Origin of the sequence: Marinospirillum insulare DSM 21763 (assembly GCF_000686905.1) — a bacterium.
Taxonomy (GTDB): domain Bacteria; phylum Pseudomonadota; class Gammaproteobacteria; order Pseudomonadales; family Halomonadaceae; genus Marinospirillum; species Marinospirillum insulare.
On record NZ_JMLW01000018.1, the window covers coordinates 22879 to 39283 of the forward strand.

Genomic DNA, 16405 nt, shown 5'->3' on the forward strand with positions numbered 1-16405 from the left:
AACTTGATTAAAATGAAAAAATTACACTACCACTCTAACCCGAGCAGGTCACGCCTCCAAGTACCAAGGTGTAACATTATTTACTGCTACTCATCTATTTAGTCGGTGAACTCAATTTATGGATATTATCAACGAAATTTTAATTCGCTCGGGCAACTGGGCTCATGGCCAAATGCACAATATCACCCTTGCCTTGGTTGCAACCCTGCTAGTTATTTATGGCGATCAAATCAACCGTTTTGTTAAGCGTTTTTTAAGGCCCTACCCACGCTTAATTAGAATACTTGGCTTTGTGATTATGTGCGCCTTTGGTTACGGTTTACTCACCGTTCTGCTAACCCCAGTTTTTGCGGGCTGGTTTTCTTTAGTTAGCACCAAATGGCTTGGTCTGTTAGTGCTTCTAGCTTTTCTGGTAGTTGGCTGGATAGCTGAAAGCAAAAAACAAGTGTAGAATATAAGTACATTCTTATATTGATTGGTGAGAAGTCTAATGACTGATTTAAGGCAACCAACAGGTCAGCTGCCAGAATTGCTTCCTAGCAAAACAGCAACTGAGTGGAACTTTTGGAAAGTTGCCCTAGCGGATAGTTGGTACTTATATGCCGAACAAGAAGACCAAGCTTTGCACCTGGGTGCTTTTGCAGACCCGGGTAGTCTTGTTGTTCAACAATTACGTTTTTTGGAAGACCCTAAAACAACCGTGGTAATGACTTTAGATGCAGAGCATTTGCATGCTTGGTTGAAAGCACCTGAAGAAAGCAGCCCACCACGTTTTATTGGTCAACTAGGTAGTCACTGGAGTGGCTATGGTGTAAAGCCACTGGTTGAAAATAACACAGAGGTTGAAGTTATTTACGCGGCAGACCTACGCCACGAGTGGATGGGCGTGTTTAGTGAGCCTGAAGCCTTTGCAGTAATAGAGCAGCATTACGATCGTCGTCGTAAACGCTGCCTTATTTGTTAAGGGCTATTCTTCGTAAATTAAACCTGCCTCTCTATATTGCGCAATACTTTCAGGCGCTAAGTCATCAAAGCGGGTGTAACGACCTGTAAATAATAGGTGCACACTACCTATGGGGCCGTTACGCTGCTTACCAATGATAATTTCTGCTAAACCCTTGTTGCCTTCTTTATCTGGGTTATAAACCTCATCACGATAAACAAAGGCAATAACATCTGCGTCTTGCTCTATGGCACCCGACTCACGCAAGTCAGACATAATTGGGCGCTTGTTGGTGCGCTGCTCTAGGCCACGGTTAAGCTGAGAAAGCGCCACTACTGGGCAATCAAACTCTTTTGCTAGGGCCTTTAACGAGCGGGATATCTCAGAAATTTCTGCCGTTCGGTTTTCACTATTGCCCGCCACTCGCATTAACTGCAGGTAGTCGACCATTATAATTGAAATACCGCCTTCATCCCTTGCAATTCGACGTGTGCGTGTACGTAAATCATTGGGTGATAGGCCAGGTGTATCATCAATGTATAGCTTCTTTTCTTTTAAGATTGCTAAAGTAGATGCAATTCTATCCCAGTCATTTTCTAGGAGTTCTCCGGTTCGCACCTTAGATTGATCTATTTGGCCTAATGAAGAAAACACCCTCATTAGCAGCTGTTCTGCTGGCATCTCCATAGAAAAAACAACCGCTGTTTTATCTGAGTTCAAAACCGCATTTTCTACTAGGTTCATCGCAAAAGTGGTTTTACCCATAGAAGGACGACCCGCCACAATAACCAAGTCTGACGGCTGCAAACCAGAGGTCATTGCATCTAAATCTTTAAAACCTGTCGTTAAGCCAGTAATACCTGATTCACTTAAGTCTAAAGACTCTAACTTAGCCAAAACTTTAGCAGCTACATCAGTCACTAATTGTGGCCCACCAAACTTCGGTCGTTCTTCTGCGATAGTGAATACTTCTCTTTCTGCTTCGTTTAGCAGTTCGTCTGAAGTGCGCCCTTCAGGACTGTATGCCGAGTCTGCTATCCGTCTTGCAGCTTGAATGAGTTTACGTCTAACGGAACGCTCTCTAACTATTTGTGCATAGGCATAAATATTACTGGTTGAAGGTGTATTACGAGCCAGCTCTATTAAATAAGCATCACCCCCAGCTTTTTCTAGCAGGTCACGCGCTTTTAATTCTGCCGATAAAATAAGAGGGTCAAATGGTGAGTTACGCTTTACTAACTCATTCATCGCTGCGTAAATATAGCGATGTTCGCCACGATAAAAATCGGCTTCCACTAGTAGCTCTGCTACACCATCAACCGAAGCATTATCTATCATTAGCCCACCCAAAACTGACTGCTCAGCTTCAAGTGAGTGAGGGGGTAGCTTTATATCAGAAGCTTCTTTGTCATCGCTAAAGCGGGTATTTTCCATTCTTAACTCACCTCAAATAAAAAAGGCACAGGATTGAACCCGTGCCTTTTTTCTTAAACCGGGACCAGTCAAATAACTGGCTCGGTTAGTTTACTCAGAAAAGCTTACTCTGCAACAATAGCTACACGCAGTAGGCTTTCAACTTCGGCATGTAGGTGTACAACAATTTCGTACTCACCCACGTTACGAAGTGGACCTTCTGGCAAACGAATTTCACTTTTGGTTAACTCAACACCAGCAGCGGTAGCCGCTTCTGCTAGGTCACGCGCACCAATTGAACCAAATAGCTTACCTTCGTCACCCGCTTTAGAAGCGATAGTTACACGCTCAACACCTTCAAGCTTGGTTGCAATGGCTTGTGCAGCAGCTAAACGCTCAGCAGCGGCAGCTTCTAGTTCAGCACGACGCTCTTGGAAAGCTTCACGGTTAGCGGCAGTTGCAGGTACTGCTTTGCCTTGTGGAACTAAAAAGTTACGACCGTAACCATTTTTAACGGTTACTTCGTCACCTAAAGAACCTAGTTTGTTAACTTTTTCTAATAGAATTACTTGCATTTTAATATCCTCAAGACGTTAGGCCTCGCCATCACCATCCTGTGAAGGAGGTGGCGGTGGAGGAGCCAGTCGATGACGTACATTCATCACACTGTCCGCCAGGGCAAAAAGAACGAGCATTAAGCTCATGTAAGGCTGAGTAAAAATTAATAGTACATACAACAGACCCAACCAAAAACTGTTGTACTTTTTAATTGCAAATACCGCATGCACTAAAGCCACACCTGCAATTAAGTGGGGCACTAATAACACGGGTAGAGCAGGCATAAGCCAAGTTTGTCCGCTAGCTACCAGCACTAAAACCAGAGGCAAAAAAGCTGCTGACCAAAGTGGAAGCCTTAAAGCATGAAACTCTGCTTGAAAGCCGCCTGGGTTATACAGCATAGATTGCCACCAGCGGGCGATAATCACGCTGGCAATTAACATAAGTAATTGCACAGAGGTTATAACGCCATTAAACAGCCAGCCTAAGGTGGCCGCTAGCTGCTGCTGATCGAGTGCTGTTAATTCATAGCTTTCTGCTAAGCCACCTTGGTCGAGTAACAGATCGATAATTTGCACTTGTAAATCATCGTCTAGCCATTGGATAGTGAGGGCAATAAATGCAGCTATTAAAGCGCCTACTATCAGTACACGACTCCAACCTTGGTTAGAGCGCAATACTTCTGCAAGTAATGCAGCCCCTACCACGCCCAAAAGCACATCTGGACTGGAAGCAGATAACCAGAAATACAAACCTGGTAGCGCAGCAGCCAGTAGAATTTTTATACCTTGAGCAGGCCCCATCCGCAACCAAACCAATGCAACAATTGCACCGCTGAAAACAGACAGAACAGGTATTAAAGCAGCAACAACAGCCGCACCTAAGGCACGACTGGGGCTTTTCATGACAAACTCAGCTAATGCACGCATAACTAATAGGCCTTAAAAGCCTAAATGCTTATTCGTGGCTATCTGAATAGGGTAGCAAGGCTAAGAAGCGAGCACGCTTAATAGCAGAAGACAATTGGCGCTGATACTTAGCTTTAGTACCTGTAATACGGCTAGGTACAATTTTACCAGTTTCAGTTACATAGCCTTTTAGAAGGTCTAGGTCTTTATAGTCGATCTGCTGAATACCTTCAGCGGTAAAACGACAAAACTTACGGCGACGGAAAAAACGAGCCATGGTGATTCTCCTGATTAATTAGTTTATTCGGCGTCTTCTGAATCTTCGTTAGATGACTCATCTTTTGACTGCGTCTCTTGATCTTCGTTGCGATCTTGACGGTCATCACGACGGCGATCTTCGCGAGATTCTGAAGCCTTCATTGGAGAAGGTTCTGTTACCGCTTCATTAGTACGAATAATCAGGTTACGGATCACTGCATCGTTGTAACGGAAAACTTCTTCTAGCTCGTTTACAACAGAATCTGGGCACTCAATATTCATAAGAACATAGTGTGCTTTAGTAATTTTGTTGATTGGGTAAGCTAGGTGGCGACGGCCCCAGTCTTCCATACGGTGTACTGTGCCTTCAGCTTCAGTAACCAAAGTAGTGTAACGCTCAACCATAGCGGGAACCTGCTCGCTTTGGTCTGGGTGAACCATAAAAATTACTTCATAATGACGCATAAATGCTCCTTACGGATTAAAAGCTTTCTGTCATAAGGCAACAAAAAGCAAGGAGGAAACTACACAACCCAGTGCTTATCTACTAGCCACTGCCATTTGAGTGAATTTCCGACCACTCAAACAAGCGCGAGATTCTAACCTTTATTAGTGGCTAAGTCCAAGCTTTAAAGACTCAGGAGCTAAAGTCGCTGCCTTACTGCTTCATACAAGATAACACCAGAAGCTACCGACACGTTCAAGCTAGAGACTTCGCCTGCCATGGGTAATTTAACCAACTCACCACAAACTTCTCGAGTTAAGCGGCGCATGCCTTTACCTTCTGCACCCATAACTAAAGCGACACCTTGTGTTAAATCAGCCTGGTACATAAGTTTTTCAGCTTCACCAGCCGTCCCAATCACCCAAACGCCATAGTCGGCCAAACTGCGTAGCGTTCTTGCTAGGTTGGTTACTTGTATCAAGGGTAAGGTTTCGGTTGCACCACAAGCCACTTTTCTAACCGTTGGGTTTAGCCCTGCCGATTTATCTTTAGGTACTAACACTGCATCAGCGCCAGCCGCTTCAGCACTGCGCATACAAGCACCTAGGTTGTGCGGGTCAGTTACACCATCTAGCACCAGCAATAAGGGTGACTTGGTTACTTCAACTAATAAGCGCTCTAAATCTGATTCGCTACCTGCTTGGCGTGGCTGCACCCAAGCAATAATGCCTTGATGTACACCACCAGCTTCTTTATCTAGAGTTTCTCGGGGCTGCACTTCTATTTTCACGCCAGCGGCTTGTGCTTCTTCAAGCAAACTTTGCATACGCGCATCATCACGCCCTTGCTGTACCCAAAGGTAGGCGATATGTTTAGCACGGTGCTTAATTAAACTAGCTACAGCATGAAAACCAAACACTGCTGCTAGGCTTTGCGTGGTTTGAATTTTGGGTTTGCGTGGTCGTTTATTCACGGTTATTTATTTTGCCTTATTTTTTGCACGTTCTTTTTTACCAGGTCGACTAGCACTTTTCTTTTTCTTTTTGGCTTTAGCTTTTTTAGATGACTTAGCTGTTTTAGCTTTAGCATCATTTTTTACTGCCTCTGCTGCCGCCTTACCAGATACTTTTCTTTTGCGTATTTTTTTAGTAGGTTTATCTGGGTTGTCTAGTGCATCGGTTAAATCAAAATCTATTTTACGATCTTCTAAGTTAACGCGTGAAACAATGATTTCTACCTCGTCACCTAGGCGGTAGCTTCGCCCACTACGCTCACCAATTAAGCGCTGCTTTTCTGGCACAAAACGATAATAATCACCAGGCAACGAACTTATATGCACCAAGCCTTCAACAAAATAGTCGTGTAGCTCTATAAACAACCCAAAACCAACCACAGAGCTAATGCGCCCTGTAAACACTTCACCCACTCGTGAGAGCATAAACTCGCATTTAAGCCAGTCAGTTACATCGCGTACAGCTTCATCTGCTCGACGTTCAGCCATGGAACAATGCTCACCTAATTCAACCATTTGCTGAGCTGAATAAGGCGACCATTTTTCTACTTTTTCTATTTGTGCGTCATCATGCCTTTGTACGTTGGTGCTTTCTGTACCACTGCGAATCAACCCACGAATGGCTCGATGTACGAGTAGATCTGGATAGCGTCTGATAGGCGAAGTAAAGTGTGCGTAAGCTGTGTAGGCTAAACCAAAGTGACCTTCATTGACTGGAGTGTAAACCGCTTGACGCATAGAACGCAGCATCATGGTTTGAATAATTTCAGAATCTGGGCGGTTACGAATTTTGCTAAACACTGCTTGGTAGTCTTTGGGCGTTGGCTTATCGCCACCTTCTAAAACTATGCCTAATTCTGCTAAGAAAGCACGCAGGGTTTCTAGGCGTTCTGCTTTAGGGCTTTCATGCACGCGATACAGTCCAGCGAGTTTATGCTTATCTAAAAAGCGGGCTGTAGCTACGTTAGCGCATAACATGCATTCTTCAATAATTTTATGAGCATCGTTACGCACTACAGGTACAATTTTTTCTATCTTTTTATCGTCACCAAAAATAATTCGCGTTTCACGCGTTTCAAAATCTATGGCACCCCTCGCTTCACGCTCTTGACGCAAAGCTTTATAAGCCTCATGCAAATGCTGCAAAGGCTTAATTAGCTGGGGCTGTTCATCACGCAGGGTTTGCGCTAAAGCACTTGCTGGCTCGTCTAGTAGTGCGCCCACTTGGGTATAGGTTAGGCGGGCTTTAGATTGCATAATACCTTCGTAAAACTTGTAACGACTTAACCTGCCTGTTTTACTAATGTTCATCTCACAAACCATGCACAGCCGATCAACATTCGGGTTGAGTGAACAAAGCCCGTTAGATAGTGCTTCTGGCAGCATTGGAATGGTACGACCTGGAAAATAAACCGATGTAGCTCTTGTCATGGCTTCCCTGTCTAGCGGTGAGTCAACCTCGACATAATGTGAAACGTCTGCAATAGCAACCCAGAGCTTCCAGCCACCTGAGCTAGTTTTTTCACAGTAAACGGCATCATCAAAATCTTTGGCATCCTCACCATCAATAGTGACTAGCGGCAGGTCACGCAGATCAACACGCAGAAGTTTGTCGACTTCGGCTACTTCTTTGCCAAACTGGTTAGCCTGGGCAGTTACTGCGGCATTCCATTCAAATGGCAAGTTATAGCTGCGTAGTGCTACTTCAATTTCTAAACCTGCAGCCATAAAATCACCTAAGACATCGGTAATTTTACCAGTAACCATACGGCGATGACCCGGGTGCTCGGTTATTTCTACTTGAACTATCTCACCTTCACGCGCTCCGCCCAACTCATCGGGTGGAATAAGCACATCATGGTGTAAGGAGGTATTTTCTGGGGAGACTAGCGCAAAACCACTCGACTGAAACTTTAAGCGCCCAATGAGTTGAGTAACGCCTCGCTCTAACACTTCAACCACTGCACCTTCTCGGCGACCACGTTGGTCTTTGCCCATTTCACGAACCAGTACAAGGTCGCCATCCCATACCTTAGCAAGTTGGCGATTGTGCAGGTAAAGATCGTCACCGCCCCCTTCAGGAATTAAAAAACCATAACCATCACGGTGAGCTTGTACACGACCTTTAATTAAGTTTAGCTTGTCGATTAACACATAAGCACGTCGACGATTCACCAGTAACTGACTAGAGCGTTCCATGGCAATTAAGCGCCGCCTTAAAGCTTCAATTGAAGTTTCATCAGTCATGCCATAAGCCTTGCATAACTGTTCATGAGTCATAGGACGACCCACTTCTTTTAAGCATTCAAGAATGTATTCACGGCTAGGCACTGGATGCTCATAAGTGCTAGCTTCGCGACCTGCATAGGGATCTTTGTCTAGCGACCAACTGGCTTTCATCAGAGGTAATCCTTTTCTTTTTTTCATTACAATAAACTATCTTTAAACGAGTCTAACACGTTGGCGCTTAGCTGCTTATTATTGAGCCTATTTAATACTACCTACGACCCTATTTGTCGCTACACCTGCTTAGACTTCTTCTCCTAACCAATGGAGAAATAAATGCGTAATAATCAGGATTTTGCTCTAGGGAGCTTGCTAGGCTTAGCTTGCGGTGATGCATTAGGAACAACAGTGGAGTTTGCACCGCGTGATTCTTTTCCACTGCATACCGAAATAACTGGTGGCGGCATTTTTAAGCTTGCCCCAGGTGAGTGGACTGATGACACAGCTATGGCGCTTTGCTTAGCTACTAGCCTAGTAGACTGCCAAGGTTTTGATTCAAAAGACCAGCTAAAAAATTACCTACGCTGGTATCAAGATGGCTACCTAGCCTGTCAGCATATTTGTATAGATATAGGTTTAGCCACTCGCAAGGCTTTAAAGCTCTTTGCTGAAACTCAAACTGATTATGCTGGCTCACTAAGCTGGTTTGGAAAGATAGAATAGCCGAGCTAGCCATTAGCACCAGCCAAATTAACCAAAGCTAATTCAGCTAGTTAAAACCTACCCATTAGTTGGTTAACTTCTTTTAATTGCCAAGCTTGTGGTTTTTTAGTGGTTTCTAGCTCATCTTGCAAGGCTTGCGGTAAACGATGCATAAAGTCTAACCCTGTTAAATCTTCAATTTTACGCACGCTGGTTACAAACTTAGCTAGAGGTTCGGAACCCCTAACGCTTTGTGGCACAACAAAAGCGAGTACTTCTAGCGGACGATCACCTTCAGGAGGAGCAATAAAAATCTTATAAAAAGCATCAGGAATCTCTATAAACTTACCCGGCAGCCTTTCAATTTCCTCATCAAAAACAGGCCCAGTAATGACCCACACCTCACCTTTAAGTACCGCAAAATGATCCATCGCTGCCTGCTCAATTCTTTGCCAAACACGGCGATTTAAGTTGGGCTTTTGTGGGCTAATATTGGTCATTAAAAAAGTTTTTAGCTGAGCTTCTCGCCCATGCACTTTAGCAATAGCATAGTTAGGCGCTAGGTGGCCTCGGTCATAACCACTGCCGGTATAGTCGTTATGTTCTACACGTACAAGGCTTCGCCAATCATAAGAAAACTTTGAAGGGCGTTGACCACTGCCGCCTGGCTCTACCGCTTCAATTCGGTAGGTAACCCAAAGTGGATTCATGCGAATTTCTGAATAGCCAACCATAAACCCTGGGTTACGAAGCACACGATGCCAGCGCTGCCAGTCTTTCCAATCTTGTAACTGTGGCAAACCTGCATAAGCGTGATACTCCCGCTCTTGTACTTCTTGCCAATAAGCAAAACTTCCACCTAAGATTAAAACTAAAAAAATCCAGCTAGGTAGTTTTAAAATACGCTTTAGCTTCATTTTATTCTGCTAAATCTTTTAGTGTGTAAGCTGGATCTAGCAAATCCATGTATTGTCCTGCACTAGGTGCTTGTGCATTAGTCCAAGGCTTGATTGCTTCAATTAAAGCTTCTTGTGCTTCGGTTTCGCCATGCACCAAAATAAGTTGGGGCGAGTTATTAAAACAGCGATACCAGTCAATTAAACCTTGCTGGTCTGCATGAGCAGAAAAACCATTAATGGTATGTACTTCAGCTTCTACATTAATTTCTTCACCCCAAAGCTTAATTGTTTTTGCACCTTCAACAATTCTTCTTCCTAGAGTATTACGCGCTTGGAAACCAACAAAAACTAAGTGAGTGCCCTTACGCCAAACTTGGTTTTTTAAATGATGTCGTATGCGCCCACCCTCACACATACCACTACCAGCTATAATAATGGCACCACTTTTTATATTGTTAATGGCTATCGACTCTTCGGGGGAGCGGGTCATTTTTAGGTTAGGTAGTTTTTCTTGAATTTTTTTCTGTGACCAAATTTCACGACTTTCAGCATCATAAAGATGGCTATGGTGGGAATAAACTTCGGTAGCTTCTATTGCCATAGGGCTATCTAAGAAAATTTGCCAAGCTGCCATACCCCATTCTTCATAATATTTAGTAAATAAATACAGCAGCTCTTGCGTGCGCCCTACAGCAAAAGAGGGGATAAGTAGGTTGCCCTTTGAGTAGCGTGCACTATTTAAAACCTCACCCATTTCTGCAAAGCTAGCTTCCCAACTGCGGTGGCAACGACCACCATAAGTGCTTTCCATTAGTACCACATCAGCTTCTTTTACACAGGCAGGGTTACGCAAGATAGGTGCACCGGCATGACCTAAGTCACCTGAAAATACTACTTTTCGTGTTTCGCCTGCTTCTTCCAAAGTAAGCTGTACTATTGATGATCCTAGAATGTGTCCAGCATCAAATAATGTAACCGTAATACCTTCCGCTATTTTCAATGATTGAGCATAATCCATGCCCCGAAAATGCTTGAGGGCTTTTTCGGCATCTTGGCTATTAAAAAGGGCATCCAACAAAGGCAAACCTTTACGTTCACGTTTTCGATTTAAAGTGTAGGCATCCCTTTCTGCTATAAAAGCAGCATCCATAAACATGACTCGGCACATTTCTTGGCAAGCACGCTGCGTATAAATTTTACCTTTAAAGCCTTGTTTAACTAAAAGGGGAATACGACCACAGTGGTCTAGATGAGAATGGCTAAGTACTACGGCATCTATGCTGGCTGGGTCAAAAGGAAAGTCTTGACGATTGGCTTCATCTTCCCTTGCTTTACTGCCTCCTTGCATAAAACCACAATCAAGCAAAATAGTTTGTCTACCTACCTTAACTAGGTGACAAGACCCAGTCACCTCCTGTGCAGCACCCCAAAATTCTATGTGCATTATTGTTCCCTAGTTCATTATAATTTTTAGAGTTTAACAGACCTGTACAGCATTTTTTAAGTAGCTTGTTTAGCTCACCTTAATATATTGTTAATACGACTAGTTATGAATTGACTGGCAGCTTAGCCTTACGCCTTTACTTCTATTTGTTAACCAACTGTAATCTAGCTAGGCTTCTTGGCTCTACTAACCTAAAATACAAATATATTAACCTGCTCAATCTAGGATGGAACTTGAGCCTTCGGGCAAAATTAGCCAACAGCGGCTTCCCCCTAAACTCTTTTTAATCTATTTTGAGGTTTACCTTATGCTGCTTAGTAACAGCCTGCGTAACAAATTAATTGCAACTGCCTCAGTCTCTACTTTTTTACTGGTATTAGTGTTGGGCTTAACCCTGCTACAAATGCATCGTGCCGAACAAAGGTTCATTGAATTTATTGATCGTGATGAAGCTGCCATGACACAGCTTAATTCAATGCTAGCAGATGGTTTATTAGCAGGTATCGCAATTCGTAACAAACTAATGAACCCTAGCTTAAAGCAGCCCCGCAAGGTGACTGAAGGAGCTATACAAAGGGTAAATAATAATATTATTGCCTTACAAGATGTGTATTCAACTGATGCTGCTTGGCAAAACGAACTTAAAGAACTGAATAGTCGCTGGTTAAACAACCAAAAAGCAAAACTGCATGTACTCACTTTAATTGAAAACAACCAGCTAGAAGAAGCTGAAGTACATTTAGTTAAAGTAGAACACCCTGGCTGGTTTGCTATACGTAACCAACTGCAAGACTTAGTAAAAATGCAACGTGACCGTTTTACCACAACGCGCAGTGACATAGTCGCTCAAGGTCAAGAAGACCTAGCTTTAGCACTGGGTTTAGCCCTTGCCAGCATGATTATTGGTGGAGCACTCTTACTCGTATTGAGTCATCGCATGGTGCTGAATTTGCGTAGCACTGTGCGCGCCATGAAACAGTTAGATAGCGAAAAATCTGATTTAAACTACCGTTTACCCGTTAGAAGTGGTGATGAGGTAGGCCAGCTAGCTCAGGCGTTTAATGCGTTTATGGAGCGTTTACAGCAGTTGGTTGTAGACGTAAGTAAAACCAGCCATGAAGTGCGTGAACAAATGCGTAAAGTAGCAGAAACCTCTACACGCTCTTCAAATGAAATAAGCAACCAACGTGCTGAAACCGATCAGGTAGCTACTGCCATGACTGAAATGTCTGCTTCTGTACATGAAGTTGCTTCCCATGCTAGTGAAGCAGCTGATGCAGGCCACCGTGCCGATGCTGCAGCACAAGAAGGACAAGAAGTAGTAGCTCGCACTGTACACACCATTAACCAGTTAGCAGACGAAATAGGTTTAAGTGCGGCGGCTGTGCGTAAATTAAACGAAGACAGTCAGCATGTAACCGAAGTATTAGAAGTGATTAACTCGGTGGCTGAGCAAACTAACCTCTTAGCTTTAAATGCTGCTATTGAGGCAGCCCGTGCCGGTGAGCATGGTCGTGGTTTTGCGGTAGTTGCAGATGAAGTACGCTCTTTAGCAGAACGCACCCGTACTAGCACTCAAGAAATTCAAACCATTATTGATCAGTGGTTAAGCCAGTCGATGAAAGCAGTTGAAGCCATGGAAGCTAGCCAAGTTAAAGCCGATGCAACCATTGAACAGGCCAGCTTAGCAGATGCAGCTTTAAGTGAAATTAACCTTGCTGTTCAGCAAATTCACCAAATGAGCATTCAAATTGCTAGCGCAGCAGAGGAACAATCATCCGTTGCTGAAGACATAAGCCAACGCTTAGTCGAGATAGACACCCTCGCTGATACCAGCGCCGATTCAGCTTTAGAAACGCGTGATGCTGGGGAAGCTGCACAAGAGCTTTCTCGTCATTTGCGAGACTTGGTAGAGCGTTTTAAAATTTAACCCAACCATTAAAAAACCCTACTTAATTTAAGTAGGGTTTTTTAGTTTTAATCTGCTAACCAGATCATTCATTAGCAGCTTAGTTAAGACTTAAGCTACTTTTGCTTTATTGGCTAACAATACAGGGCTAACCGCCGCTAAAAGTGCATTTAGATTAGCGCTAACTGTGTCTTCACTAATGGCTACACCAGTAAAGGCTTTTTCACCCACTTGAACTTGTAAATAAGTACAAGCCTTGGCTTCACTTCCACTGGTTAGTGCATGCTCACTGTATTCAGTAATGTGTACTGGCTGACCTAGGCGCTCTTTTAAAGCTTCACTCAGTGCATGCAAGGAGCCCTTACCTGACGCTTCTAGTTGCCACTCTTCTTCTTGCTGGCGCACCACAGCTTTAAGTTGATCGCTACCATTACGCTCTAACTTATAGCTAACTAGCTCGGCTTTATCTGCCTTATTTAAATAGGCTTGTTCAAAGGTTTCCCAAATTTCTTTACGCTGTAATTCCCTTGCTAAGCTTTCAGTACGTGCTTGTACTTTTTTAGCAAACTCAACTTGTAACCAACGAGGTAACTGTAGGCCGTAGTCATTTTCTAAAACATAAGCTACGCCACCTTTACCCGACTGGCTATTAATACGAATAACCGCTTCGTAACTACAACCTAAATCGTTAGGGTCAATGGGCAGGTAAGCAACATTCCAGCCATCTTCTGGAGTTTGACAGGTTAAGGATTTTTTAATGGCATCTTGGTGGCTGCCAGAAAAAGCCGTGTAAACCAATTCACCTACATAAGGGTGACGTGGGTGCACAGCAATTTGTGTGCACTCCTCAACCACTTCTATAATTTCCTTTACATCAGCTAGATTCAGTTTTGGATCTACACCCTGACTGTAAAGGTTCATGGCTAGGGTAATAACATCCATATTACCCGTGCGCTCACCGTTACCCATAAGGGTACCTTCAACTCTATCTGCGCCAGCCATTAAACCTAACTCTGCTGCGGCAACGCCACATCCTCGGTCATTATGTGTGTGAAGGCTTATTTCTATGCAGTCACGTTGTTGAATATGGCGGCCAAACCATTCAATTTGGTCAGCAAAAATATTAGGGGTCGACATTTCTACCGTGGCAGGCAGATTTAAAATAATTTTATTCTCTTGGGTTGGCTGCCATTTTTTAACAACCGCATCACAAATTTCTACAGCAAAGTCTAACTCTGTACCTGTAAAGCTTTCGGGTGAGTATTCTAAGCGCCACTGGGTTTCTGGGTGCTTCTCTACTCGCTCTTTTACTAGCTGAACGCCTGATACAGCAATATCAATAATTTCTTGGCGGCTCATGCGGAACACTTGTTCACGCTGCACTTTTGAAGTGGAGTTATAAATATGCACTATGGCTTGCTTTACACCCGCCAAAGCTTCAATGGTGCGATCGATTAAATGTTCTCTTGCCTGAGTTAGCACCTGCACAGTGACATCATCAGGGATCATATTTTCTTCAATAAGTGCACGCACAAAATCAAAGTCAGGTTGAGAGGCTGCAGGAAAGCCTACTTCTATTTGTTTAAAACCTAATTTGACTAAGAGAGTAAAGAGGCGTTTTTTTTGCTCAACCGTCATAGGATCTACTAGCGCCTGATTACCATCACGCAGGTCTACACTGCACCAAATAGGTGCTTGAGTAATGGTTTTATCTGGCCACTGGCGATCTTTAATTTCTACCTGTGGAAAAGGGCGGTATTTAGTATGGTCAAAAGCTGACATGGTTGCTTCTCTCTAGTTTTAGCAGTGTAGTATTGAATGAGACTAGTTTAACGCAGCTGTCACGCTAAATAATTGCAAACTTACTAGCTCAAATTATTTTTTTGCACAAAAATTGCGCAAAGATCAAAAATTAAGGTTTAATATTGCTGATTATAAATAGTTAGTAGGATCTAAGCATGGAAAAAATAAGCAATACGAAATTAGATAGAACTGACCGGCGTATTTTAGCAGCCCTGCAAAAAGACAGCAGCATTAGCAATCAAGATTTAGCCGAGCAGGTAGGCTTATCGCCTTCCCCTTGCTCTAGGCGAGTTAAGCAGCTAGAAGATGAAGGCTATATTCAGGGTTATGTTGCTAGACTTAACCAGTCCAAACTTGGCTTAAAGTTAACTGCTTACATTCAAGTGGCTTTAGACCGTCACACGCCTGATCGATTTTTGGAATTTGATCGAATCGTGAATAGCTGCCCAGAAATTGTCGAGTGCTGCTTAGTTACCGGCCAGTCGGCTGACTATACGCTAAAAGTCATAGTACCTGACATGGAGGCCTTTCAAGAGTTTTTGCTAGGCACCATTACACAAATTCCTGGGGTTACCGGCGTACACTCTAGCTTTGTGATGCGTAAGGTAGTCGATAGCACCGAGGTTTCTCTAAAACATTTAAGCTAAGGCTTAAAACCTAAGCTTTCTCGACTAAATCACTCAGCATTTCTGCTGTAACAGCGGCTAAAGTCCAACCTAAGTGCCCATGCCCGGTATTATAAAAAACATTAGGGCATTTTCCTTGCATCACTCTAGGCAGCATATTGGGCATCATGGGCCTTAGGCCTGCCCAAGGAATAATTTCTTCCGTGGATACATCAGGAAAACAGCTTTCAACCCAGTCAACCAAAGGCTGAATCCGATCGGCTCGAATATCTTTATTATAACCATTGTATTCGGCAGTTCCGGCAATCCTAAGTTTTGACTCGCCTAAACGGCTGGCAACCAGCTTAGTAGCTTCATCTAGCAAGCTAACATTAGGCGCAGCTTGGCGACTCACTTCATCTTTTAATGGTAGGGTCAGTGAGTAGCCTTTCACTGGATAAATATTTAAACGGTCACCCAAACTAGCTGCCAGCTGTTTGCTGGCCGTGCCTGCACAAATCACCACGCGATCAAAACGGTGTTCTTCCGTTGCATCAGTGCAATCAGCCGTTACAAGCTGCACCTGCTGGGTATCTGCTTTTATTGTGTTAACTGCTTGCTGATATTTAATTTTGCCACCTAAACGCTGGCAAGCTAAGGCTAAACCTTGAGTGTATTTATGAATATCGCCGGTACTATCACTGGGTGTGTAGTAGCCACCATAAAACTGGCCTTTTAAGGCCGGCTCTAAGCTACGCATTTCTTCAGGGCTTACCGCTTGACGCTCTAAACCACCGGCAGCTAGCAACTTAGAAACTTTGGCTGCTGTGTCAAATTCAGCTTGAGTGCGGTAAACATGCAGAATGCCACTTTGTTTTAAATCAAAGTCGATATTTTCTGCTTCTGCCCAGCTATACAGGTGCTCACGAGCGGCTATAGCCATGCGGGTTGTATGGCTAGTATTAGCTGCATAGTTCGGGATAGCCGCTAAAAACTCACTAAACCAAGTCAGTTTATGCCAAGAAGGCTTGGGGTTAACCAACAGCGGTGCATCTTTTCTAAGAATCCACTTTAAACCTTTAGCTACCGTAGGTAGGGAATTCCATACCTCGGTATTGGAAGCTGAAATCTGTGCTCCATTAGCATAAGAGGCTTCCATTGCTGCATAGCGGTGACCTTCATAAATAGTCACATGAAAACCACGCTTCAAAAGGGCGTAGGCAGTGGTTATACCAGTAATGCCGCCACCTATGACTGCAATTTTTTTCATCGCCAACCTC

At 43.7% G+C, this 16405-nt stretch carries 16 protein-coding genes; 5 read left to right on the plus strand and 11 right to left on the minus strand.

The window, feature by feature from the left end; all coding sequences use genetic code 11:
• The first annotated feature begins 118 nt into the window (after positions 1–118).
• A complete protein-coding gene (locus tag BP27_RS0108675) occupies positions 119–451 on the plus strand; it encodes a DUF3392 family protein (RefSeq protein ID WP_036239878.1) in 333 nt (110 codons plus the stop codon).
• A 39-nt stretch (positions 452–490) separates the two neighbouring features.
• The gene (locus BP27_RS0108680; RefSeq protein ID WP_027851219.1) at positions 491–964 is read left to right on the plus strand and encodes a hypothetical protein; all 474 of its coding nucleotides are present in this window, start codon (positions 491–493) and stop codon (positions 962–964) included.
• Between the two features lie 3 nt (positions 965–967).
• On the opposite strand, the gene dnaB is transcribed toward BP27_RS0108680, so the two are convergent.
• From dnaB to rnr, 7 genes are all read right to left on the minus strand, one after another.
• Positions 968–2377: a replicative DNA helicase gene (gene dnaB / locus BP27_RS0108685; RefSeq protein WP_027851220.1), complete on the minus strand. Its 1410-nt coding sequence runs from the start codon at positions 2375–2377 to the stop codon at positions 968–970.
• A 104-nt stretch (positions 2378–2481) separates the two neighbouring features.
• Positions 2482–2931: a 50S ribosomal protein L9 gene (rplI, locus tag BP27_RS0108690; RefSeq protein WP_027851221.1), complete on the minus strand. Its 450-nt coding sequence runs from the start codon at positions 2929–2931 to the stop codon at positions 2482–2484.
• 18 nt (positions 2932–2949) lie between these two features.
• Positions 2950–3819 (minus strand): hypothetical protein, encoded by an 870-nt coding sequence (locus BP27_RS15765; RefSeq protein ID WP_150112039.1) that lies wholly within the window; start codon positions 3817–3819, stop codon positions 2950–2952.
• Positions 3820–3871: 52 nt separating this feature from the next.
• Positions 3872–4099 (minus strand): 30S ribosomal protein S18, encoded by a 228-nt coding sequence (rpsR, locus tag BP27_RS0108700; RefSeq protein ID WP_027848877.1) that lies wholly within the window; start codon positions 4097–4099, stop codon positions 3872–3874.
• Positions 4100–4122: 23 nt separating this feature from the next.
• Complete coding sequence (gene rpsF / locus BP27_RS0108705) at positions 4123–4545, minus strand: 30S ribosomal protein S6 (RefSeq protein ID WP_027851222.1); 423 nt, start codon at positions 4543–4545, stop codon at positions 4123–4125.
• Positions 4546–4724: 179 nt separating this feature from the next.
• Positions 4725–5498, minus strand: coding sequence for a 23S rRNA (guanosine(2251)-2'-O)-methyltransferase RlmB (rlmB, locus tag BP27_RS0108710; RefSeq protein ID WP_211251301.1), 774 nt, complete (start codon positions 5496–5498; stop codon positions 4725–4727).
• A gap of 6 nt (positions 5499–5504) precedes the next feature.
• Positions 5505–7937 (minus strand): ribonuclease R, encoded by a 2433-nt coding sequence (gene rnr, locus BP27_RS15770; RefSeq protein ID WP_036239880.1) that lies wholly within the window; start codon positions 7935–7937, stop codon positions 5505–5507.
• A gap of 162 nt (positions 7938–8099) precedes the next feature.
• Between rnr and BP27_RS0108720 the strand changes: the two genes are divergently transcribed.
• On the plus strand, positions 8100–8486 hold the full coding sequence (locus BP27_RS0108720; protein ID WP_027851224.1) for an ADP-ribosylglycohydrolase family protein: 387 nt from the start codon (positions 8100–8102) through the stop codon (positions 8484–8486).
• Between the two features lie 50 nt (positions 8487–8536).
• On the opposite strand, the gene BP27_RS0108725 is transcribed toward BP27_RS0108720, so the two are convergent.
• The gene (locus BP27_RS0108725) at positions 8537–9382 is read right to left on the minus strand and encodes a DNA/RNA non-specific endonuclease (protein ID WP_027851225.1); all 846 of its coding nucleotides are present in this window, start codon (positions 9380–9382) and stop codon (positions 8537–8539) included.
• Position 9383: 1 nt separating this feature from the next.
• Positions 9384–10808 (minus strand): MBL fold metallo-hydrolase RNA specificity domain-containing protein, encoded by a 1425-nt coding sequence (locus tag BP27_RS0108730; RefSeq protein ID WP_027851226.1) that lies wholly within the window; start codon positions 10806–10808, stop codon positions 9384–9386.
• A gap of 307 nt (positions 10809–11115) precedes the next feature.
• Between BP27_RS0108730 and BP27_RS16765 the strand changes: the two genes are divergently transcribed.
• Entirely contained in the window at positions 11116–12738 is a 1623-nt protein-coding gene (locus BP27_RS16765; protein WP_160169830.1) for a methyl-accepting chemotaxis protein, read from the plus strand.
• A 90-nt stretch (positions 12739–12828) separates the two neighbouring features.
• On the opposite strand, the gene leuA is transcribed toward BP27_RS16765, so the two are convergent.
• Positions 12829–14499 carry a 2-isopropylmalate synthase gene (leuA, locus tag BP27_RS0108740; RefSeq protein WP_027851227.1) on the minus strand — a complete coding sequence of 557 codons (1671 nt, stop codon included), beginning with the start codon at positions 14497–14499 and terminating at the stop codon, positions 12829–12831.
• A gap of 176 nt (positions 14500–14675) precedes the next feature.
• On the opposite strand from leuA, the gene BP27_RS0108745 reads away from it, so the two are divergent.
• Positions 14676–15167, plus strand: coding sequence for an Lrp/AsnC family transcriptional regulator (locus BP27_RS0108745; RefSeq protein WP_027851228.1), 492 nt, complete (start codon positions 14676–14678; stop codon positions 15165–15167).
• Positions 15168–15177: 10 nt separating this feature from the next.
• Here BP27_RS0108745 and BP27_RS0108750 read toward each other — a convergent pair whose 3' ends face one another.
• On the minus strand, positions 15178–16395 hold the full coding sequence (locus BP27_RS0108750; RefSeq protein WP_027851229.1) for a D-amino acid dehydrogenase: 1218 nt from the start codon (positions 16393–16395) through the stop codon (positions 15178–15180).
• Between the last annotated feature and the right edge of the window lie 10 nt (positions 16396–16405).